The organism is Klebsiella sp. 141240 (genome assembly GCF_050600805.1).
In the GTDB taxonomy this organism is placed as follows: domain Bacteria; phylum Pseudomonadota; class Gammaproteobacteria; order Enterobacterales; family Enterobacteriaceae; genus Klebsiella; species Klebsiella aerogenes.
In genome coordinates this window covers 43,764-64,057 of the sequence record NZ_JAQIRK010000004.1, presented here as the reverse complement: position 1 = coordinate 64,057, position 20,294 = coordinate 43,764, and the positions used below count along the sequence as shown (strand labels likewise).

The window sequence follows — 20,294 nt, the reverse complement described above, 5'->3', positions numbered from 1 at the left end:
TAGCCGATGTTCGAGTATATATGGCATAGCCCAACGCGTAAATCGCTGATACGGTAGATTTTTTCGCCAAAATAACAAAATAATAGTTTTAAATCAGGAAGTTAATTTAGAGTGTATATATTTATCAATCGCCACGCGCTGTAGAAAACCTGGCGCGGAAGGCCATTCGGGTTGGCGAAATCAGACCAATTGCGGATAATCAGAGACATTGAATATCAGCAATTTGCCCCTACATCGTAGAGCGAGTTGGCCGACTGCGGCCAAACAGTACAAACAATCGCCTGATGGGATAGGCGCTAAGGGATCCTGACAACCGTTATGCCTGAACAATATCGCTATACTCTGCCGGTCAAAGCCGGCGATCAGCGCCAGCTTGGCGAACTCACCGGCGCCGCCTGCGCCACGCTGGTAGCCGAAATGGCCGAACGCCATCACGGCCCGGTGGTGCTGGTGGCGCCCGACATGCAAAACGCCCTGCGTCTGAATGATGAAATCAGGCAATTTACCGATAGCATGGTGATAAGCCTCGCTGACTGGGAAACCCTGCCTTACGATAGCTTTTCGCCCCATCAGGATATTATCTCTTCGCGCCTTGCCACTTTATACCAGTTGCCGACCATGCAGCGCGGCGTGCTTATCGTTCCGGTCAGCACTCTGATGCAGAAGGTCTGCCCGCATAATTATCTGCACGGTCACGCGCTGGTAATGAAAAAAGGGCAGCGTCTGTCGCGCGATGCGCTACGCACGCAGTTAGATAGCGCCGGTTACCGCCATGTCGATCAGGTGATGGAACACGGCGAATACGCGACCCGCGGCGCGCTGCTCGACCTTTTCCCGATGGGTAGCGAGCAGCCCTATCGCCTCGATTTCTTTGATGACGAAATAGACAGCCTGCGGTTATTCGATGTTGATAGCCAGCGTACCCTGGAAGAAGTCGAGGCCATCAATCTGCTGCCGGCGCATGAGTTCCCGACCGACCAGGCGGCGATCGAGCTGTTCCGCAGCCAGTGGCGCGATCGTTTTGACGTGAAGCGCGATCCGGAACATATCTACCAGCAGGTGAGCAAAGGTACCCTACCCGCCGGGATCGAATACTGGCAACCGCTGTTCTTCAACGAACCGCTGCCGCCGCTGTTTAGCTATTTCCCGCCCAGTACGCTGATTGTGAATACCGGCGATTTGGAGCACAGCGCCGAGCGTTTCCAGAATGAAACCCGCGCCCGCTTTGAAAACCGCGGCGTCGATCCGATGCGCCCGCTGTTACCGCCGGAACAACTGTGGCTTCGTAGCGACGAACTTTTTAGCGAGCTGAAAAAATGGCCGCGGATCCAGTTAAAAACCGAGCGTCTGGCGGAGAAAGCCGCTAATACTAACCTCGGCTATCAACCCCTGCCCGAGCTGGCGATCCAGGCGCAGAATAAAGCGCCGCTGGACAATCTGCGTCGCTTCCTTGAATCCTTCAGCGGCCCGGTGATTTTCTCAGTTGAAAGCGAAGGCCGCCGCGAGGCGCTGGGCGAAATGCTGGCGCGCATCAAAATTGCGCCAAAACATATATTGCGCCTGCAGGAAGCCACCGGAAATGGCCACTTCCTGATGATCGGCGCCGCCGAGCACGGATTTATCGACAGTCAGGCCAATCTGGCGCTGATTTGCGAAAGCGATCTGCTGGGCGAACGCGTCGCCCGCCGCCGTCAGGATTCCCGCCGTACCATCAACCCCGATACGCTCATTCGCAACCTGGCGGAACTGCATATCGGCCAGCCGGTGGTGCACCTTGAACACGGCGTGGGTCGTTATGCCGGGATGACCACCCTCGAAGCGGGCGGCATCAAAGGCGAATACCTGATGCTGACCTACGCCAACGACGCCAAACTGTATGTGCCGGTATCATCGCTACATCTGATCAGCCGCTACGCCGGTGGCGCGGAAGAAAATGCGCCGCTGCATAAACTCGGCGGCGACGCCTGGGCGCGGGCAAGGCAAAAAGCGGCGGAGAAAGTGCGCGACGTGGCCGCCGAACTGCTGGATATTTACGCCCAGCGCGCGGCCAAAGAAGGCTTCGCCTTTAAGCATGACCGCGAGCAGTATCAATTATTCTGCGACGGTTTCCCGTTCGAAACCACGCCGGATCAGGCACAGGCGATTAACGCCGTCCTCAGCGACATGTGCCAGCCGCTGGCGATGGACCGTCTGGTCTGCGGCGACGTTGGCTTTGGGAAAACCGAAGTGGCGATGCGCGCCGCTTTCCTCGCCGTCGAAAACCACAAACAGGTGGCCGTGCTGGTGCCGACCACCCTGCTCGCCCAGCAGCACTACGATAACTTCCGCGACCGCTTCGCCAACTGGCCGGTACGCATTGAGATGCTATCGCGTTTCCGCAGCGCTAAAGAGCAGGCGCAGATCCTCGAACAGGCGGCTGAGGGTAAAATCGATATTTTGATCGGTACCCATAAGCTGCTGCAAAATGAAGTCAAGCTGCGCGACCTGGGTCTACTTATCGTCGATGAAGAACACCGCTTCGGGGTGCGTCATAAAGAACGTATCAAGGCGATGCGCGCGGACGTCGATATCCTGACGCTGACCGCCACGCCGATCCCGCGTACGCTGAATATGGCGATGAGCGGAATGCGCGATCTGTCCATTATCGCCACCCCGCCAGCTCGCCGTCTGGCGGTAAAAACCTTTGTCCGCGAATACGACGCGCTGGTGGTTCGCGAGGCGATTCTGCGTGAAGTCCTGCGCGGCGGCCAGGTCTACTATCTGTATAACGATGTTGAAAATATTCAGAAAGCGGCGGATCGTCTGGCTGAACTGGTACCGGAGGCGCGAATTGCCATCGGTCACGGCCAGATGCGCGAACGTGAACTGGAACGGGTGATGAACGATTTCCATCACCAGCGTTTTAATGTGCTGGTTTGCACGACAATCATTGAAACCGGCATCGATATCCCGACCGCCAATACCATCATCATTGAGCGCGCCGATCACTTCGGCCTTGCCCAGCTGCACCAGCTGCGCGGCCGCGTGGGTCGTTCGCACCATCAGGCCTACGCCTGGCTGCTCACCCCGCATCCGAAAGCCATGACCACCGACGCGCAGAAACGCCTGGAAGCTATCGCGTCGTTAGAAGACCTTGGCGCCGGCTTTGCCCTCGCGACCCACGATCTTGAAATCCGCGGCGCTGGCGAACTGCTGGGAGAAGGTCAGAGCGGGCAGATGGAAACTATCGGCTTTTCACTGTATATGGAATTGCTGGAGAACGCTGTCGATGCACTGAAAGAGGGTCGCGAGCCGTCGCTGGAAGATCTCACCAGCCAGCAGACGGAAGTGGAGCTGCGCATGCCGGCGCTGCTGCCGGATGACTTTATTCCCGACGTTAACACCCGCCTGTCGTTCTATAAGCGTATCGCCAGCGCCAAAAATGAACACGATCTCGATGAAATCAAAGTCGAGCTGATCGATCGCTTTGGCACATTGCCGGATGCGGCGCGTAATTTGCTGGATATCGCGCGCCTACGCCAGCAGGCGCAAAAGCTGGGGATCCGCAAGCTGGAGTGCAATGAAAAAGGCGGCGTGATCGAGTTTAATGAGAAAAATAACGTTAACCCGGTCTGGCTTATCGGTCTACTGCAGAAACAGCCGCAGCATTACCGGCTGGATGGGCCGACAAGACTCAAATTCTTCCAGGAGCTTGATGAGCGTAAAACGCGCATGGACTGGGTAAACCAGTTTATGCGTCAGCTAGAAGAGAACGCCAGCGCATGATAAAAAAGAGATGCGGTTGTCAGAACCGCATCTCTTTACCTGTCACAGTTAGCAAACTTTACAAACATTTTGCAATCCACCTGGATTTCCCAACACTCTCCCGCGCCATAATTGACATTGATTATCTTATAAAAATAACCGTTTGTTTATTGTGGAATTATGGTAATGATAAATATCTCGCGTGTTTCAACCTGGCTTACGGCATTCGCTCTCGCGGCGACGCTGGCCCTTCCCGCCCGCGCCAATACCTGGCCGCTACCGCCGAGCGGTAGCCGGCTGGTCGGGCAGAATCAGTTTCATGTGGTGCAGGATAACGGCGGATCGCTGGAAGCGATTGCTAAAAAATACAACGTCGGTTTTCTCGCGCTGCTGCAGGCTAATCCTGGCGTCGATCCTTATGTGCCGCGCGCCGGGAGCGTGCTGACTATCCCGCTACAGACGCTGCTGCCTGACGCCCCCCGTGAAGGTCTGGTGCTCAATATCGCCGAGCTGCGCCTGTACTACTATCCGCCGGGACAGAATAGCGTGACCGTTTACCCGATCGGTATCGGCCAGCTTGGCGGCGATACTCTGACCCCGACGATGGTCACTACCGTTTCCGATAAGCGCGCCAACCCCACCTGGACACCAACCGCCAACATCCGCGCACGATATAAAGCGATGGGGATCGATTTACCTGCGGTCGTTCCAGCCGGGCCGAATAACCCGATGGGGCATCACGCGATTCGTCTCGCGGCCTACGGCGGCGTCTATCTGCTGCACGGCACCAACGCCGATTTCGGTATCGGGATGCGCGTCAGTTCAGGCTGTATCCGCCTGCGCGATGCCGATATCAAGTCGCTGTATAACAAAATCACGCCGGGCACCAGGGTGAATATCATCAACGAACCAATCAAAGTTTCGGTAGAACCAAACGGTACCCGTCTGGTGGAAGTCCACCAGCCACTGTCCGAACATATCAATGACGATCCGCAGACGCTGCCAATCGTCCTGAACGCCAGCATGAAGAACTTTAAACAGGCGCCGCAGACCAATCAGCAGGTGATGGAAAGCGCGATGGAGCTGCGTTCAGGAATGCCGATCGATGTGACCCGCCATCAGGTTTCCGCCGAGCAAGCCTTGTAATGCATTTCCGAATTGCAGAAAGTAAAAAACCCGCCAGGCACGGCGGGTTTTTTTGTGGCAATCGTCAGCGTCGCTGACGAGGTTTCGCGGGGCGCGGTCCCATGAAGGGGTGTGGACCGCGTCGCGAGAGTGGCATAACAAAGGGAACGACTTTTTACTGCTTACTACACGCGTTCTGCTGAAGGGGGTCAGGAACGCGTTTTGTCAGTGGCATGACAGGGGTTACAACATTTATTTATAGATAACCGCGGTACCGTGCAGGGTGTTAGGACCGGTTACCGAAGTAATACGGTAAGAGGTCGCCCCCATCTCGTCGGCTTTCTGCGCCAGCTGATCTTCAAGCGAACCCAGATTGGTGCCGGCGGATGCGGAAACGGTACCGATTTTATGTTGACCTGCTGGGGTGGATTGCACCTCAACAGCGGCGAAACTTGCGAATGAGAGTGAGCTCAGTACGGCGGCAAGTGCCAGTTTTTGGACGTTTTTCATGATTATTATACCTATGCAGATGATTTTTATAGTAGGGTCGAAAGAATTAACTTAACGATCGATAGGTAAATGATAATGTGATCCACATCACAGGTCAACTCATTTTTATAACGATCATTTAACTATTTATAAAATGCTTAATTTTCATACATATATGAATTATTTATTTTTGGACTTCTGCCGCTGGCAGCATGACACGTTTATTTTTATAATGGCCGTTCAACAACCCAACATAGGTACAACGGCATCATGACAACTGACGTTCAAAGTTGCGCAAAAAAAAGCCGTGGCCGACCTAAAGTGTTCGACAGGGACGCGGCGCTGGACAAGGCCATGACACTTTTCTGGCAGCACGGCTATGAAGCAACTTCGCTGGCCGATCTCGTCGAAGCGACCGGTGCGAAAGCCCCGACGCTGTACGCCGAGTTCGTGAACAAAGAAGGCTTATTCCGCGCGGTGCTGGATCGCTACATTTCCCGCTTCGCCGCCAAACACGAAGCCCTGCTATTCGATGACGCTAAAACCGTCGATCAGGCGCTGCGCGACTATTTCACCGCCGTCGCCACCTGCTTTACCAGCAAAGATACCCCGGCAGGCTGTTTTATGATTAACACCTCCGCGGCGCTGGCCGCCTCGTCAACCGATATCGCCAACACCATTAAGTCGCGCCACGCGGTGCAGGAACAAACGCTGACGCAATTTTTACAGCAACGCCAGCAGCGCGGCGAGCTCCCTGCGCAGGGCAATGTCTTGCAGCTGGCGCAGTTTTTAAACTGCGTGCTGCAAGGAATGTCAATCAGCGCGCGCGAAGGCGCTGATTTCGCTACCCTGAAACAAATAAGCGACACTACGCTGCGCCTGTGGCCGCAAATCCTGCAACCTTAATCCCCTACCGGCGACCATCGCTCGCCGGTTTTTTCCCCTTCTGCTGAATACCCTTACTTTTCTCAATATTTTCCTTATGTTGATTTGTTGTAAATGATATTGATAACGATAATCAATATGTGCAAAATTCGCATTTGTCTTTCTATATGTTTCACGCTGTAACAGCCGCGCCTGTGGCTGAAAAAAATAACAACAGTACTGACTAACTCATATCAAGGAATGCGAATGAACAAGCGCCTCTGGCTGCTCAATCCTCTGCTGCTGGCCACCGCTCTGCCAGCGTTTACTGCGCAGGCTGCCGATGAAGACGATATTATCGTCAGCGCCAACCGTAACCACCGTACCGTCGCTGAGATGGCGCAAACCACCTGGGTGATTGAAGGCCAGGAAATCGAGCAACAGGTTCAGGGAGGTAAAGAGTTTAAAGATGTCCTCGCGCAGCTGATCCCCGGGATAGATGTCAGCAGCCAGGGGCGTACCAACTACGGCATGAACATGCGCGGACGCGCCATCGTCGTGCTGATCGACGGCGTGCGCCTCAATTCATCGCGCACCGATAGCCGCCAGCTTGATGCCATCGATCCGTTTAACATCGAGCATATTGAAGTTATTTCCGGCGCGACGTCGTTATACGGTGGCGGTAGTACCGGCGGTCTGATTAATATCGTTACGAAAAAAGGCCAGCAGGAACGCCAGGTGGATCTGGAGCTGGGTGGTAAAACCGGCTTTGCCAATAGCAACGACCATGATGAACGGGTGGCGGCGGCCGTCAGCGGCGGTACCGATCATGCTTCCGGCCGTCTATCAGTGGCCTATCAGCGCTTCGGCGGCTGGTATGACGGCAACAATGACGCGCTGATCCTCGATAATACGCAAACCGGCTTACAGCATTCAGACCGACTCGACGTGATGGGCACCGGTACCATAGAAATCGATGACCAGCGTCAGCTCCAGCTAGTCACGCAGTACTATAAAAGCCAGGGCGATGATTATGGCCTGAATCTGGGCAAAGATATGTCGGCGGTACTTGGCGAAAGTAAAGCCTGGACCTCTAACGGGCTTAACTCTGACCGCGTACCCGGCACCGAACGTCATTTGATCAGCCTGCAATATTCCGACGCCGACTTCTTCGGTCAGAACCTGGTCAGCCAGATTTACTATCGCGACGAATCGCTGACCTTCTACCCCTTCCCGGCCTTGAGCAAAGGTAAAATCAGCAGTTTTTCCGCCTCACAGCAGGATACCGACCAGTACGGCGCTAAAATTACCTTCAACAGCCAGCCGCTAACGGGATGGGATCTAACCTGGGGCGTTGATGCCGACCATGAAACCTTTAATTCCAACCAGATGTTTTTCGATCTGGATAAAGCGATGGCTTCCGGCGGCCTGAACAACCAGTCAGCCTATACCACGGGCCGTTACCCTGGCTACAGCATCACCAATCTCGCGCCGTTCCTGCAAAGCAGTTATGACCTGAACGACATCTTCACCCTTAGCGGCGGCGTCCGTTATCAGTGGACGGAAAATCGGGTTGATGATTTTGTCGGCTATGCGCAACAGCAGGATGTCGCCAAAGGTAAATACCGGTCGGCTGACGCCATTCCTGGCGGCAAGACCGATTATGATAACTTTCTCTTTAACGCCGGGATCGTCGCCCACATTACCGAACGCCAGCAGACCTGGTTTAACTTCTCTCAGGGCGTCGAACTCCCGGATCCGGGTAAATATTACGGTATCGGCAGCTACGGCGCCGCGGTCAACGGCCATCTGCCGCTGGTCTCCAGTGTTAACGTCGGCGACTCGCCGCTGCAGGGGATCAAAGTTAACTCCTGGGAGCTGGGTTGGCGCTACACCGGCGACAACCTGCGCACCCAGCTTGCCGCTTATTACTCGACATCAGACAAAACCATCGTGGTTAACCGCAGCGATATGACCATTGATGTGCAATCGGATAAACGACGCATTTACGGCGTGGAAGGCGCGGTGGACTACTTCGTGCCTGATAGCGACTGGAGTCTGGGCGCTAACTTCAACGTGCTGAAATCGCAAGTAAAAACTGATGGCAGTTGGCAGAAGTGGGACGTCACCCTGGCCTCGCCGTCGAAAGCTACTGCCTGGGTCGGCTGGGCGCCGGACCCGTGGTCGCTGCGTGTGCAAAGCCAGCAGGTATTTGATTTAAGCGATGCCAGCGGCAATAAGCTTGATGGGTACAATACCGTCGATTTTATCGGTAGCTATCTGCTCCCGGTGGGTAAACTGACCTTTAGCATCGAGAACTTGCTGAATGAGGATTACGTCACCATCTGGGGACAGCGTGCGCCGCTGTTGTATAGTCCAACCTATGGCAGCGCCGGGCTGTACGAATATAAAGGCCGCGGCCGGACCTTCGGCCTGAACTACGCGTTAACGTTCTGATAAAAAAAGCCCCTCAGCCTGAGTGATTGAGGGGCTAATAGCTTAAAACTGCTGTTTTACGCTTTGTTATTCAGAATCAGCTGACCGTTGCTGTCCAGCGGGATTTGCGCCCCCGGCTGGTGGTCCATGCGGATTTTGCCCTGCTGGTCGCCGATTTTATAGGTGACGTCATAACCGAGCATTTTTTCCGACTTATCGTAGACCGTCTTACAGCGCTGCTGGGTAGTGGTATAGGTGTCGTTATCCTGCATTGAGCCCTGAATTTGGTTGCCGGCATAGCCGCCGCCTAACGCGCCGACAACGGTCGCTACGCTTCGACCGCGACCGCCGCCAAACTGATGGCCAATCACGCCGCCGGCGACCGCGCCGAGAACGGAACCGGCAATACGGTTTTCATCCTGAACCGGGCGACGATGGGTAACGGTCACGTTACGGCATTCCTGACGCGGCGTTTTTATGCTTTCTTTTATTGGCGTACTGGACACCACTTGCGCATATTGCGGGCCACGATCTAATACATTGAGACCGGCAACGGCGGCGACGCCCAACGCGGCGGCAACGCCAATCCCAATACCCGCCAACATTGATTTATTCACGGGAGTTCCTCCTTCATTGCTGTTACTAGCAATTCTGCGTGCTGCTCAGGGGGTATGCAAATCAGAAAGCGGATGAAAAATGCGGGAACCTACGGCAAATCAAGGGGATTCAGAGGATTCCTAACAGGAATTAGCGATTCTGGCAGAAGGATATGCTGTGTTTTCAGGATAGCGCCGCGATGACGCTATCCTGATTGCCTGCCGCTTAGTGCAGCTTGAGACGCGGACGAATGATGCGGTTAATACGTCCTACCAACATCATCAGGCCGGTTTTGAAATAGCCGTGTAACGCAATCTGATGCATGCGATACAGCGAGATATACACGAAGCGCGCAATTCGCCCTTCAACCATCATCGAGCCGCGCATCAGGTTGCCCATCAGGCTGCCAACGGTGGAGTAGTTCGACAGCGAGACCAGTGAACCGTGATCTTTATAGACATACGGTTTCAGCGCTTTGCCTTTCATCTGCGCCAGAATGTTATTCAGCGCGCAGGTTGCCATCTGGTGCGCCGCCTGGGCGCGTGGTGGGACAAACCCACCTTCCGGGCGAGCGCAGGAGGCGCAGTCGCCGATGGCGTAAATATCCGGGTCACGGGTGGTCTGCAGCGTCGGCTCCACCACCAGCTGATTAATACGGTTGGTCTCCAGGCCGCCAATCTCTTTCATAAAATCAGGCGCTTTGATGCCCGCTGCCCACACCATCAGGTCGGCATCAATAAATTGACCATCTTTAGTGTGCAGGCCGTTAACGTCTGCGCTGGTCACCATGGTCTGCGTCAGGACACGTACGCCAAGCTTAGTCAGTTCATTGTGCGCGGCGCCGGAAATGCGCGGCGGCAGCGCCGGAAGAATACGTTCGCCGGCTTCAACCAGCGTCACGTTCAGCGCTTCGTTGGTCAACCCTTTGTAACCATAGCTATGCAGCTGTTTCACCGCATTATGTAGCTCGGCGGACAGCTCAACCCCGGTAGCCCCGCCGCCGACGATAGCGATATTGACCTTACCGTTCGCACCGAGATTTGCAGAATACTTGAGGAACAGGTTGAGCATTTCCTGATGGAAACGGCGCGCCTGGTGCGGGTTATCCAGGAAAATACAGTTTTCCTTCACCCCTGGCGTGTTAAAGTCATTTGAGGTACTACCCAGCGCCATTACCAGCGTGTCGTACGGCAGCTTACGCTCGGCAACCAACAGCTCGCCTTTCTCGTTACGCAGTTCCGCGAGGGTAATGGTTTTCCCTTCGCGATTGATATCCACCACCGAGCCTAACTGGAACTGAAAACCATGGTTGCGCGCATGCGCCAGGTAGCTCAGCGCGTCAACGCCTTCATCCAGAGAACCGGTCGCCACTTCGTGCAGCAACGGCTTCCACAGGTGGCTATGGTTGCGGTCCACCAGCGTAATTTTCGCTTTTTTGCTGCGGCCCAGCTTTCTACCCAACTGAGTAGCCAGTTCCAGTCCGCCGGCACCACCACCTACAATAACGATTCTTTTCAATGGCGTAGTCACAAGACCCCCTAAAATTATTAACCAATTGTTAATTAAAAGTTATTCAAATAGCTCTTAGTTAACAATAGGTTGCAGCGATGAAACCATTCAGCAGCACCGAGAATAGCATGAACGGAACATTGGTCATACCAAAATTGATGTGCATCAAGTTTTACCGCATATTTTTTAAACGAACAACGTCAATTATGGACAAGAAAAAGCCCGCGGCGTTTGCACGCTGCGGGCTGATTATGACAAAACAGGATTAGCCGAGGGTCTTAAAAGCCTTTATTCGCTGCAGGTGCGGTGAAAGACTTTTAAATTTGTGAGTCTGTTCTTCATCCCAGATGATTTCGTAATAATGATGCAACAAGTCAGCCGAGCGTTGGCTATCCAGCGCCTCATCATGGCGTGATAGCACTACCAGGCAACGGTCGCGATTTTTTTCACGGAAGTTGTTCACGCACTTGGTGGCGATATCCTGATACTCCTCCGGCCTGTCGATTTTCCCTTCCATGTTCTCGTGAGGGAACAGATTCGGGTTGAACACGGCCTGGCGAATATCGCACAGGAAACCAATCCTTTCCGCCCAGTAGCCACCTAACCCGACACCGCATATCAGCGGCCGATCGTCGGCATTGAGCTGCAGCATTTTGTCGACTTCCTTCAACAAATGCTGCATATCATGTTTTGGATGGAGCGTACTGTAGCTAATCAACCGCACGTCCGGGTCGATAAACTGCAGCTGCAGCACCTTTTCATGGTTACCGGGGCTGTTAGAGTCAAAACCGTGTAAATAGATAATCATCGTATCCTCACCAGACAACAACGCCCTTCAGGTTAATTACGCAGACTTCGCTTCTTGCCAGCGCGCATGGAGCGCCTCCAGCTGTGCGCTGACCGTCTGCCAACGCGCGGAATCTCGCAGTTCCTGACGGGTAAATGAACCTTTATGATACAATTTTGTAACACGCTCTGCTTTGATCGGGGACAGGTTATCCAATACGCTCACCGCGCCTTTACGATTATTGCAGACCAGGATCATATCGCAACCGGCATCGAGCGATGCCTGTCCACGTTCAGCATAGCTGCCCATGATCGCCGCCCCTTCCATCGACAGGTCGTCAGAGAAGATGACGCCGTCAAAGCCCAGCTCGCCGCGCAGCACCGTTTTCAGCCAGTATTCTGAACCACTAGCCGGCCGCGGATCGATGTCAGAGTAAATCACGTGCGCCGGCATAATCGCATCCAGCCGTTGCTCATCGATCAGACTTTTGAACACCGCCATATCTTTGGCGCGAATTTCCGCTGCCGGACGCGGGTCAAACGGCGTCTCTTTGTGTGAATCCGCCGTCACCGCGCCGTGGCCCGGGAAGTGTTTACCGGTGGATTTCATGCCGGCGGCATGCATACCGTCGATGAAATGACGCGCCATCGCCAACGCTTTTTGCGGGTCGTCATGCCAGGAGCGTTCACCGATCGCGGCGCTGATATGGCCGACATCCAGCACCGGCGCAAAGCTGATATCAATATCCATGGCGATCATTTCGCTGGCCATCAGCCAACCGGCCTCAGCGGCGAGTTTACCGCCCTCTTCCACCCCCAGCAGAGCGGCAAAAGACTGCGCAGCCGGCAGGCGAGTAAAACCTTCGCGAAAACGCTGCACGCGTCCGCCTTCCTGATCTACCGCCACCACGAGATGATTACGCGAGGCCTCGCGGATTTGACGTACCAGTTCACGCAATTGCGCCGGATCGTGGTAGTTGCGGGTAAACAAAATTAAGCCGCCGACCAAAGGATGAGCCAGAATCTCACGCTCTTCCGCATCCAGTTCAAAACCTTCGACATCCAACATTACCGGACCCACACAGACCTCTCTTATCCTTTATTTTCTATTTTTAGCTGACGCCATGTCGCATCCGCCAGCGTAATAAATTGCCGGTCGCCGCTCTGCTGCCAGCGCCGTTCATACCATCCCGCCATCAGCATGAGCACCCACGGTCGCCAGCGTTGTATTTGCCGCCGCAGCTGACGCTCATCAAGATGCGCGAGCCGTGAATAGGCTTTAAGCAGCTGACGACGCGTAGGGGCATCGCACCATACCGCCGCCAGTTCCAGTGCGATATCGCCGTCTCCGGCATACTCCCAATCAATCAAGCGCAGCCCGTCGTCGCGGTGAATTATATTGCCGGCGTGGACGTCCATATGCAGAGGCGCCAAACGCAACGGCTGTGGTTCTCGCCGGCGTAATAACCGTTTCTGCCAGCGTAACCAGAAAACCGTTCGCCTCGCCGGATCGCACTGCTGCCAGTACAATTCAAGCAACGGCGCCAGCTCGATACGCCAGCCAAAACGCGGCTGTTGATGCAGATGATACAATAACCCGGCAAGCGAGGGGCATTCCGGCAGCCCGCTTTTCACTTCCCCTGTGCAATACTCCACCACCATCCAGCACGGCGAAAAGAACACCGGCGCCGGGGAAAGGGTCGCGGGAAGGCGCTGAAGCACGCGGTACTGGCGTAGAAAATGGCTGAGCGGCGCCAGCGGATCGTGTGGCTGGCGCAACACCAGCCGACGAACGCCATCGCTGATAATACAGCTGCCGCCGCTAAGACCGTTTTCAGTCAGCGCGGCGACAGGCGAATAGCGGGGAAAAAAGCGCGACAAGAGCTCGTCGCGCGTTAGCTTATTGTTGCTGAACCGCACCTTTGCCTGACCAGATAATCTCGCCGGACTGCACCAGCATCAGTTGCATTTTCAGCTCCGGCGCGTTGACGTTGCCGGTGGCATTCGAATACAGCACATACTGAGCGCCAACGGTGCGCGCAATTCCCATCGCTTTGCTGCGGCTGCCGAGACTATCCTGCGGCGAAAGACCTAATTGTTGTTTCGCTACGGAGAGCTGCTGTGAGGAAACCAGCGTAAACTTGCCGTTGCCCGCCAACGCATTGCGCAGCGCGGAGGTCGCTTCGGATGCGTTCAGCGATCCGTTGGTACGGTTGTTGACGCTATCCACCAGCAGAATACTACCTGCGTTCACGCCGCCCGCCTGCAGCATCTGACCGACCATCGGTTGCACAGCGGCGTCCCAGTTATAGTGGCGAACGCGCGGCGCGGGCTGGGACGGCTGCGAAGGCTGTTCACCGCCGTGTTCGATTGGACCCGGCTGCGTTGGCACCGTCGGCACGGCAGGTACCGTCGGCTGCGGCTGCGCAGGTTGTTCCGGCTTCGGCTTGGCCTCCTCGACTGGCGCAGGTTCATTTCGTTGCCCCACACAGCCTGCCAGGAATATCGCCAGTGCAGTGATTAACGCATAGCGACACATTTTAATCATTATGATGACCTCTTAGAGATAAAGATAAAGACGGGCTTTGTGCGCCCCGAGAATATTGGCACTGCCGTAGAGCACCACGGACGAGTGGGCTGGAACCGTCACGCTTCGCGCAGGTTCCAGCGGATGCATCTCCAGCCCATGGGCGTCATACCAGAAGAAACGGTAGTGCACGGTTATGGGCTGTTGCCGTTCATTAAATAATCTTGAGGTAGCGGTGGCCTGGATTTCCGAGGCGGTGACCGACGGCGGATCGGCGCTGATACCCGCCGCCAGAACGCTGGATTCCATCACCAAAGTCTGCTGTTCGCCAACCGGAATTTCCGGGCGCGAGCTACATCCGGCCAGTAGCGCCGTCAGAATCAAAACGCCTGAATAAGCAGCGCGCATCGGTTTAGCCTTTATGCGCCAGCATCGGGCCTAACGGACGACCGCCCAGCAGGTGCATATGAATATGGTAGACTTCCTGGCCGCCATGGCGGTTGCAGTTAACGATAAGGCGGTAGCCGTCATCAGCCAGGCCTTCATCACGGGCAATCCTGGCCGCGACGGTCATCATACGGCCCAAAGTCAGTTCGTGCTCGGTAGTGACGTCGTTTACGGTCGGAATCAGGATATTCGGGATAATCAGAATATGGGTCGGCGCCTGCGGAGAGATATCGCGAAAAGCGGTGACCAGCTCATCCTGATAAACAATATCCGACGGGATTTCCCGGCGAATGATTTTGCTGAAAATCGTTTCTTCTGCCATGACTGATTCCTTATTAGTTTTATACCGTGCTCCGGCCTGCCTCTGCAGATAAACACGAATGCACAGGATCAGCTAAGAGTATGAGCGACTTCCTCCCTCTCTTTCAACCTGAATGCAGTTTTTCTTATTCAACTATAGACTTAGCTGCTGAGGGAATAAGCATTTCTCCCCATTTTCCGGATATTGCCAAACAATGACCAGAATACCGACGTAAAAAAGGCAGCCATTTGGCTGCCTTAGTCTCCCCACACTACGTCTTAGCTGTTGCGGATGTATTCATCCATTTCGGTTTTCAGGTTATCGGACTTGGTACCGAAAATGGCCTGAACGCCAGAACCTGCAACAACTACGCCAGCAGCACCCAGTTTTTTCAGACCAGCCTGATCAACTTTCGCTACATCAGCCACGCTCACGCGCAGACGAGTAATACATGCGTCGAGGTTAGTGATGTTCTCTTTACCGCCGAAAGCAGCAATCAGAGCCGGGGCCATTTCACTGGTAGCGGCGCCTTTGCTGTCTTCTGTTGCATCTTCACGACCCGGCGTTTTCAGGTCCAGCGCTTTAATCAGCACGCGGAAGACGACGTAGTACACGATCGCGTAGCAAATACCGACAATCGGGAACAGCCACAGTTTGCTGCTGTTGCCGGACAGAACGATAAAGTCGATCAGACCATGAGAGAACGAAGTCCCGTCACGCATACCCAGCAGGATACAGATCGGGAATGCCAGGCCTGCGAGAATCGCGTGAATGATATACAGGATCGGCGCTACGAACATGAAGGAGAACTCGATCGGCTCGGTAATACCGGTCAGGAACGAGGTCAGCGCAGCGGAGATCATGATACCGCCGACTTTGGCGCGGTTCTCTGGTTTAGCAGAGTGCCAAATCGCGATAGCTGCAGCCGGCAGGCCGTACATTTTGAACAGGAAGCCGCCAGACAGTTTACCTGCAGTCGGGTCGCCTGCCATGTAACGCGGGATGTCGCCGTGGAACACCTGGCCTGCAGCGTTGGTGTATTCACCAATTTGCATCTGGAAAGGTACGTTCCAGATATGGTGCAGACCAAACGGTACCAGGCAGCGCTCAATGAAGCCGTAGATACCGAACGCCACAACTGGGTTCTGGTAAGCCGCCCATTGAGAGAAGGTCTGGATGGCGGAACCGATCGGCGGCCAGATAAAGGACAGGATCACGCCGGTGAAGATAGCAGCGAGACCAGAGATAATCGGCACAAAGCGCTTGCCCGCGAAGAAGCCCAGATATTCAGGCAGCTTGATACGGTAGAAGCGGTTGAACATGTAGGCTGCAATCGCACCCGAGATAATACCGCCAAGCACGCCGGTATCAGCCAGGTGTTTCGCTGCGATTTCCTCAGCAGGTAAATGCAGAACCAGCGGCGCGACTACCGCCATGGTTTTCACCATGATGCCGTAAGCTACGACTGCAGCCAGTGCGGATACACCGTCGTTATTGGTGAAGCCAAGCGCAACACCGATTGCGAAGATCAGCGGCATATTGGCGAATACTGAACCGCCTGCTTCTGCCATGACGTGAGAAACCACGGCTGGCAGCCAGCTGAAGTTGGCAGAACCGACGCCCAGCAGGATACCTGCGATAGGCAGTACGGATACTGGCAGCATCAGCGATTTACCGACCTTCTGCAGGTTAGCAAATGCATTCTTAAACATAATTGAGAGTGCTCCTGAGTATTTGGTACTTTTTTTACGTTTTCACGCATTGGCTCGGGGGGAGAACCGGGCCGTGGACAGGACATCTAAGCGCCCTTTATTTATTACACAGAGTAAAATAATTAACGCGGAGATTGTTTGACGGCTATCACGTTTCATTCAGTCAACATATAAAAATTTACACTGATTTACATAATGTGTATCTGTATGTTGCAAAAATGCGTTCACCGCCTCTGTCGCGGCGGTGAACTTTACTCGCTTTAAGTATTAATTACGAGCCTTAAAATAATAGAAAGATCAGGCAGGTTGCAGTCTGGCAGGGTCGATGTGGAACAAGCTGGCAAAGTTTTCGGTGGTTTGTTGCGCGAGTTGCTCCAACGGCACGCCTTTCAACACCGCCATGTATTCGGCGACATCACGAACCATTGCCGGCTGGTTCTCTTTGCCGCGGTGCGGCACCGGCGCCAGATACGGCGAATCGGTCTCCACCAGCAGACGATCGAGCGGCACATAACGCGCGGCATCTCGTAGCTGTTCGGCATTACGGAATGTGACGATACCGGAAAACGAAATATAGAATCCCATATCGAGCAGTTTACCCGCAGTCTCTCTATCTTCTGTGAAACAGTGTAGTACGCCACCGCAATCCGTCACGTTTTCTTCCTGCAAAATTGCCAGCGTGTCGGCGCGCGCATCGCGGGTATGCACAATCACCGGTTTATTTAATTCGCGGCCAATGCGAATGTGTTGACGGAAAGACTCCTGCTGGCGCAGTTTGGTTTCCGGGGTATAGAAGTAATCGAGCCCGGTTTCCCCCATCGCCACGACGCCCTCTTCCGCTGCCAGCGTACGCAGTTCCTCAAAGTCATACGCTTCATCCTGGTTCAGGGGATGCACGCCGCAAGAAAACACGACGTCATCGCGCTGGCCGATTAATTCACGCATCCCGCGGTATCCCGGCAGCGTCGTGGCGACCGCCAGGAAAAACCTGACATCACGCGCGGCGGCTTTCGCCAGAACATCATCGACGTCTTTATGCAACGTTTGATAATCCAGGCCATCAAGATGGCAGTGGGAATCGACTAATAACATATTCTTATTCTCAGAGATGCGAGACGGGCAGAACCGCCCCGGGTTGCAGGTAATGTTCCCAGCGCAGGAGGCGCTCGGTGAGTAGTAGTTCGCGGTTGACGCCGACCACGCTCAGTAACTGTTCGCGACAGGCGCTCACATCGCGCGTGATAGCTTCAAGACGCGGGCCCGAGAGTGTTTGCGCCAGCTGGTTAACCAGCGTCCAGGCATCCGGATTACTCAGAAGCGAAATACCCTGTTGCCTTTTTTGCGCATCCAGCAACAGCGATGCCAGCCAGTGCAGACGCACCGGAGCCTGTTCGTGATTCAGAACCGGTAATAATGACAGCCAATCGCCGCTGGTTAACACGCTGGCTAGCGCCTGGCAGAGCTGTTGACGCGGCGCCCAGTTGGCCTCTTGCAGTAACTCTAGCGCTGCTGCGGGCGCGTTAGCGCTGAGGCGCAGAGCGGCCAACAAAGCATCTTGTGACATTGTCACTTCGCGCTCTAACCACCCTAATGCCCAGGCTTCAGAGGGCGGGGCAAGATGATATGAGAAGCAACGGCTACGCAAGGTAGCGAGCAGCCGCGCCGGCTCCTGACAGGCCAGGAAAAACCAGGTGTGTTCCGGCGGCTCTTCCAGCGTCTTCAGCAAAGCATTGGCGGCGGCATCGGTTAACAACGTCGCATCGTTGATCCACACCACCTTCGCGCCGCCGAGACGCGCGCGCTCATAGAGTTTTTCAGTGATGCCGCGCACCGCATCGATACCTAGCGCACTCTTGCCTTTCTCCGGGGCAAGCGTGTAGTAATCAGGATGGGTGCCGGCCTGCATAAGCTGGCAGCTATGACAATGGCCGCAGCTTTTATGCCCTTCCGGCTGGCGGCACATCAGGAATCGGCATAACGCGTAGATGAGCGCGTCGCCGCCCATCCCCGGCAACGCCTGCAGTAATAACGCATGGTGACCCCGTCCTGCCTGATAACCAGCCACTAGCTGCTCGAAGGACGGGCGTAACCACGGATACCATTTCATGCGCGTTGCTCCGCAACCCATTGTGTGATGACAGAACGGATATCACGTTCAACCGCTTCCAGAGGCTGCGTTGCATCCACCGTACGGATAGTCGGATCCTGCGCCGCCAGTTCAAGGTAGCGCGCGCGGGTACGATTAAAGAAGTTCATCGACTCCTGTTCAATCCGATCCAGATCGCCGCGCGCGCGCGCGCGCTTGAGGCCGACCTCCGGCGTCACGTCAAGATAGAGCGTTAAATCAGGGCGGAAATCGCCGAGCACCGCATCGCGTAGCGTCGCCAGCATTCCCTGATCGATACCGCGCCCGCCGCCCTGGTAGGCCTGAGTTGAGAGATCGTGACGGTCGCCAATGACCCACTGACCGCGGGCCAGCGCCGGCTTGATAACGGTTTCAACCAACTGTACGCGGGCGGCGTAAAACATCAGTACTTCCGCCTTGTCGTTAATGACTTCATCGCCGGTAGACTGGATATCCAGCACCAGGCTGCGCAGTTTTTCAGCCAGGATGGTGCCGCCCGGCTCACGGGTAAACACCATATCGCGGATACCCAGCTGTTCGAGTGTCTCAACGACCAGATTGCGTGCGGTCGTTTTCCCCGCCCCTTCCAGGCCTTCGATGACGATATAGTTACTGCGCATTTTTTTCCTTAAGTACTTTTAAATAGTCCTGAACCGAGCGGTTATGGCTGGCCAAATTGGTATTGAACGTATGGCCGCCTTTTCCGTCGGCAACAAAATAGAGATACGGCGTCTTCGCCGGATGCGCGGCCGCATTGAGAGACGCTTCGCCCGGCACGGCGATGGGCCCTGGCGGCATACCGCTAATCACATAGGTGTTATAGGCGGTCGGCGTTTCCAGATCTTTGCGCGTCAGTTTACCATTATAGCGCTCACCCATGCCGTAAATCACGGTAGGGTCGGTCTGTAAACGCATGCCAATACGTAGGCGGTTGATAAAGACCGAAGCCACGCGATCGCGCTCGGCAGGAACCGCGGTCTCTTTCTCAACAATAGAGGCCATGGTCAGTAATTGGTTTTGATCTTTATACGGTAGATTTTCCGCCCGCCCTTCCCAGGCTTTCGCTACCGCAGCGACCATTTTCTGATGCGCGCGTTTAAGAATCGCGATATCGCTGGTATTGGCGGTGTACATCCAGGTATCCGGCCAGAACCAGCCTTCAACCCAATCGGCATGCTCAAGCCCCAGCGCTTTGGCCACCGTTTCGTAACTATCGTCTTCTAAAGTGTGTTTTACATACGGCGCATCGCGCAGCTGATGCAGATAGTCGCTAACGCGCATCCCTTCAACAAAACGTAACGGGAACTGCGCCTCTTTGCCGCTTGCCAGTAGCTGCAGCATTTCGCGCACCGTCATTTGCGGTGTGAAGCGGTAAGTACCCGCTTTAAAATGAGAAAGTTCGGGTTCGACGCGCAGCAACCACTGGAATACGCGCGGACGATTAATAATTTTATCGCCATAAAGCTGCTGGCCAAGCACCACTCGTCCGGTTCCTGGCTCAAGGGTGAAGATGGTCTCTTCTTTAATAAGCAACTTGCTGTCTGCCAGTTGGCGGACTTTCCACATCCCTGCCGCTGCGGCAATACCGAACACCACCACTAACAGCAAGACAAAACGTAACATTTTCTTCAT

The 20,294-nt window shown here is 54.9% G+C and carries 19 protein-coding genes; 5 read left to right on the top strand and 14 right to left on the bottom strand.

The window, feature by feature from the left end; genetic code table 11:
• Positions 1 to 318 precede the first annotated feature (318 nt).
• Both mfd and ldtC read left to right on the top strand, forming a co-directional pair.
• Positions 319 to 3,765 (top strand): transcription-repair coupling factor, encoded by a 3,447-nt coding sequence (gene mfd, locus PGQ95_RS08890; RefSeq protein WP_430917775.1) that lies wholly within the window; start codon positions 319 to 321, stop codon positions 3,763 to 3,765.
• Between the two features lie 165 nt (positions 3,766 to 3,930).
• A complete protein-coding gene (gene ldtC, locus PGQ95_RS08885; RefSeq protein WP_087857987.1) occupies positions 3,931 to 4,890 on the top strand; it encodes a L,D-transpeptidase LdtC in 960 nt (319 codons plus the stop codon).
• A gap of 231 nt (positions 4,891 to 5,121) precedes the next feature.
• Here ldtC and bhsA read toward each other — a convergent pair whose 3' ends face one another.
• Complete coding sequence (bhsA, locus tag PGQ95_RS08880; protein ID WP_045375056.1) at positions 5,122 to 5,379, bottom strand: multiple stress resistance protein BhsA; 258 nt, start codon at positions 5,377 to 5,379, stop codon at positions 5,122 to 5,124.
• Positions 5,380 to 5,512: 133 nt separating this feature from the next.
• On the opposite strand from bhsA, the gene PGQ95_RS08875 reads away from it, so the two are divergent.
• From PGQ95_RS08875 to PGQ95_RS08865, 3 genes are all read left to right on the top strand, one after another.
• On the top strand, positions 5,513 to 5,632 hold the full coding sequence (locus tag PGQ95_RS08875) for a hypothetical protein (RefSeq protein WP_161801890.1): 120 nt from the start codon (positions 5,513 to 5,515) through the stop codon (positions 5,630 to 5,632).
• Complete coding sequence (locus PGQ95_RS08870; RefSeq protein WP_213793799.1) at positions 5,629 to 6,264, top strand: TetR/AcrR family transcriptional regulator; 636 nt, start codon at positions 5,629 to 5,631, stop codon at positions 6,262 to 6,264. The genes PGQ95_RS08875 and PGQ95_RS08870 overlap by 4 nt, the downstream gene beginning before the upstream one ends.
• Positions 6,265 to 6,489: 225 nt before the next feature.
• Positions 6,490 to 8,679: a TonB-dependent siderophore receptor gene (locus PGQ95_RS08865; RefSeq protein ID WP_087857989.1), complete on the top strand. Its 2,190-nt coding sequence runs from the start codon at positions 6,490 to 6,492 to the stop codon at positions 8,677 to 8,679.
• A 56-nt stretch (positions 8,680 to 8,735) separates the two neighbouring features.
• On the opposite strand, the gene PGQ95_RS08860 is transcribed toward PGQ95_RS08865, so the two are convergent.
• The 13 genes from PGQ95_RS08860 to yceG form a co-directional block, all read right to left on the bottom strand.
• On the bottom strand, positions 8,736 to 9,275 hold the full coding sequence (locus tag PGQ95_RS08860) for a glycine zipper 2TM domain-containing protein (RefSeq protein WP_020079139.1): 540 nt from the start codon (positions 9,273 to 9,275) through the stop codon (positions 8,736 to 8,738).
• Between the two features lie 205 nt (positions 9,276 to 9,480).
• A complete protein-coding gene (locus PGQ95_RS08855) occupies positions 9,481 to 10,785 on the bottom strand; it encodes an NAD(P)/FAD-dependent oxidoreductase (protein WP_087857990.1) in 1,305 nt (434 codons plus the stop codon).
• Positions 10,786 to 11,029: 244 nt separating this feature from the next.
• Positions 11,030 to 11,572 (bottom strand): alpha/beta hydrolase YcfP, encoded by a 543-nt coding sequence (gene ycfP / locus PGQ95_RS08850; RefSeq protein ID WP_087857991.1) that lies wholly within the window; start codon positions 11,570 to 11,572, stop codon positions 11,030 to 11,032.
• A gap of 36 nt (positions 11,573 to 11,608) precedes the next feature.
• Entirely contained in the window at positions 11,609 to 12,619 is a 1,011-nt protein-coding gene (nagZ, locus tag PGQ95_RS08845; protein ID WP_430917774.1) for a beta-N-acetylhexosaminidase, read from the bottom strand.
• Between the two features lie 23 nt (positions 12,620 to 12,642).
• Positions 12,643 to 13,470, bottom strand: coding sequence for a thiamine kinase (thiK, locus tag PGQ95_RS08840; RefSeq protein ID WP_113374194.1), 828 nt, complete (start codon positions 13,468 to 13,470; stop codon positions 12,643 to 12,645).
• The gene (gene lpoB / locus PGQ95_RS08835) at positions 13,451 to 14,089 is read right to left on the bottom strand and encodes a penicillin-binding protein activator LpoB (RefSeq protein ID WP_213316802.1); all 639 of its coding nucleotides are present in this window, start codon (positions 14,087 to 14,089) and stop codon (positions 13,451 to 13,453) included. The genes thiK and lpoB overlap by 20 nt, the downstream gene beginning before the upstream one ends.
• A gap of 21 nt (positions 14,090 to 14,110) precedes the next feature.
• Entirely contained in the window at positions 14,111 to 14,485 is a 375-nt protein-coding gene (locus tag PGQ95_RS08830; RefSeq protein ID WP_087857995.1) for a YcfL family protein, read from the bottom strand.
• A 4-nt stretch (positions 14,486 to 14,489) separates the two neighbouring features.
• Entirely contained in the window at positions 14,490 to 14,846 is a 357-nt protein-coding gene (hinT, locus tag PGQ95_RS08825; protein WP_087857996.1) for a purine nucleoside phosphoramidase, read from the bottom strand.
• 257 nt (positions 14,847 to 15,103) lie between these two features.
• Positions 15,104 to 16,537 carry a PTS glucose transporter subunit IIBC gene (gene ptsG, locus PGQ95_RS08820; protein ID WP_045393695.1) on the bottom strand — a complete coding sequence of 478 codons (1,434 nt, stop codon included), beginning with the start codon at positions 16,535 to 16,537 and terminating at the stop codon, positions 15,104 to 15,106.
• Positions 16,538 to 16,834: 297 nt separating this feature from the next.
• A complete protein-coding gene (locus tag PGQ95_RS08815) occupies positions 16,835 to 17,629 on the bottom strand; it encodes a metal-dependent hydrolase (protein ID WP_430917773.1) in 795 nt (264 codons plus the stop codon).
• A 10-nt stretch (positions 17,630 to 17,639) separates the two neighbouring features.
• Complete coding sequence (gene holB / locus PGQ95_RS08810) at positions 17,640 to 18,644, bottom strand: DNA polymerase III subunit delta' (RefSeq protein WP_087857998.1); 1,005 nt, start codon at positions 18,642 to 18,644, stop codon at positions 17,640 to 17,642.
• A complete protein-coding gene (gene tmk, locus PGQ95_RS08805; protein ID WP_113374196.1) occupies positions 18,641 to 19,282 on the bottom strand; it encodes a dTMP kinase in 642 nt (213 codons plus the stop codon). The genes holB and tmk overlap by 4 nt, the downstream gene beginning before the upstream one ends.
• A complete protein-coding gene (gene yceG / locus PGQ95_RS08800; RefSeq protein ID WP_271031909.1) occupies positions 19,272 to 20,294 on the bottom strand; it encodes a cell division protein YceG in 1,023 nt (340 codons plus the stop codon). The genes tmk and yceG overlap by 11 nt, the downstream gene beginning before the upstream one ends.

Coding starts and splice junctions, on each gene's coding strand:
- nagZ (WP_430917774.1), bottom strand. CDS start 12,619: ATGTTGGATGTCGAAGGTTTTGAACTGGATGCGGAAGAGCGTGAGATT.
- PGQ95_RS08875 (WP_161801890.1), top strand. CDS start 5,513: ATGCTTAATTTTCATACATATATGAATTATTTATTTTTGGACTTCTGC.
- PGQ95_RS08830 (WP_087857995.1), bottom strand. CDS start 14,485: ATGCGCGCTGCTTATTCAGGCGTTTTGATTCTGACGGCGCTACTGGCC.
- holB (WP_087857998.1), bottom strand. CDS start 18,644: ATGAAATGGTATCCGTGGTTACGCCCGTCCTTCGAGCAGCTAGTGGCT.
- lpoB (WP_213316802.1), bottom strand. CDS start 14,089: ATGTGTCGCTATGCGTTAATCACTGCACTGGCGATATTCCTGGCAGGC.
- ycfP (WP_087857991.1), bottom strand. CDS start 11,572: ATGATTATCTATTTACACGGTTTTGACTCTAACAGCCCCGGTAACCAT.
- PGQ95_RS08870 (WP_213793799.1), top strand. CDS start 5,629: ATGACAACTGACGTTCAAAGTTGCGCAAAAAAAAGCCGTGGCCGACCT.
- PGQ95_RS08815 (WP_430917773.1), bottom strand. CDS start 17,629: ATGTTATTAGTCGATTCCCACTGCCATCTTGATGGCCTGGATTATCAA.
- ldtC (WP_087857987.1), top strand. CDS start 3,931: ATGATAAATATCTCGCGTGTTTCAACCTGGCTTACGGCATTCGCTCTC.
- tmk (WP_113374196.1), bottom strand. CDS start 19,282: ATGCGCAGTAACTATATCGTCATCGAAGGCCTGGAAGGGGCGGGGAAA.
- PGQ95_RS08865 (WP_087857989.1), top strand. CDS start 6,490: ATGAACAAGCGCCTCTGGCTGCTCAATCCTCTGCTGCTGGCCACCGCT.
- bhsA (WP_045375056.1), bottom strand. CDS start 5,379: ATGAAAAACGTCCAAAAACTGGCACTTGCCGCCGTACTGAGCTCACTC.
- yceG (WP_271031909.1), bottom strand. CDS start 20,294: ATGAAGAAAATGTTACGTTTTGTCTTGCTGTTAGTGGTGGTGTTCGGT.
- mfd (WP_430917775.1), top strand. CDS start 319: ATGCCTGAACAATATCGCTATACTCTGCCGGTCAAAGCCGGCGATCAG.
- ptsG (WP_045393695.1), bottom strand. CDS start 16,537: ATGTTTAAGAATGCATTTGCTAACCTGCAGAAGGTCGGTAAATCGCTG.
- hinT (WP_087857996.1), bottom strand. CDS start 14,846: ATGGCAGAAGAAACGATTTTCAGCAAAATCATTCGCCGGGAAATCCCG.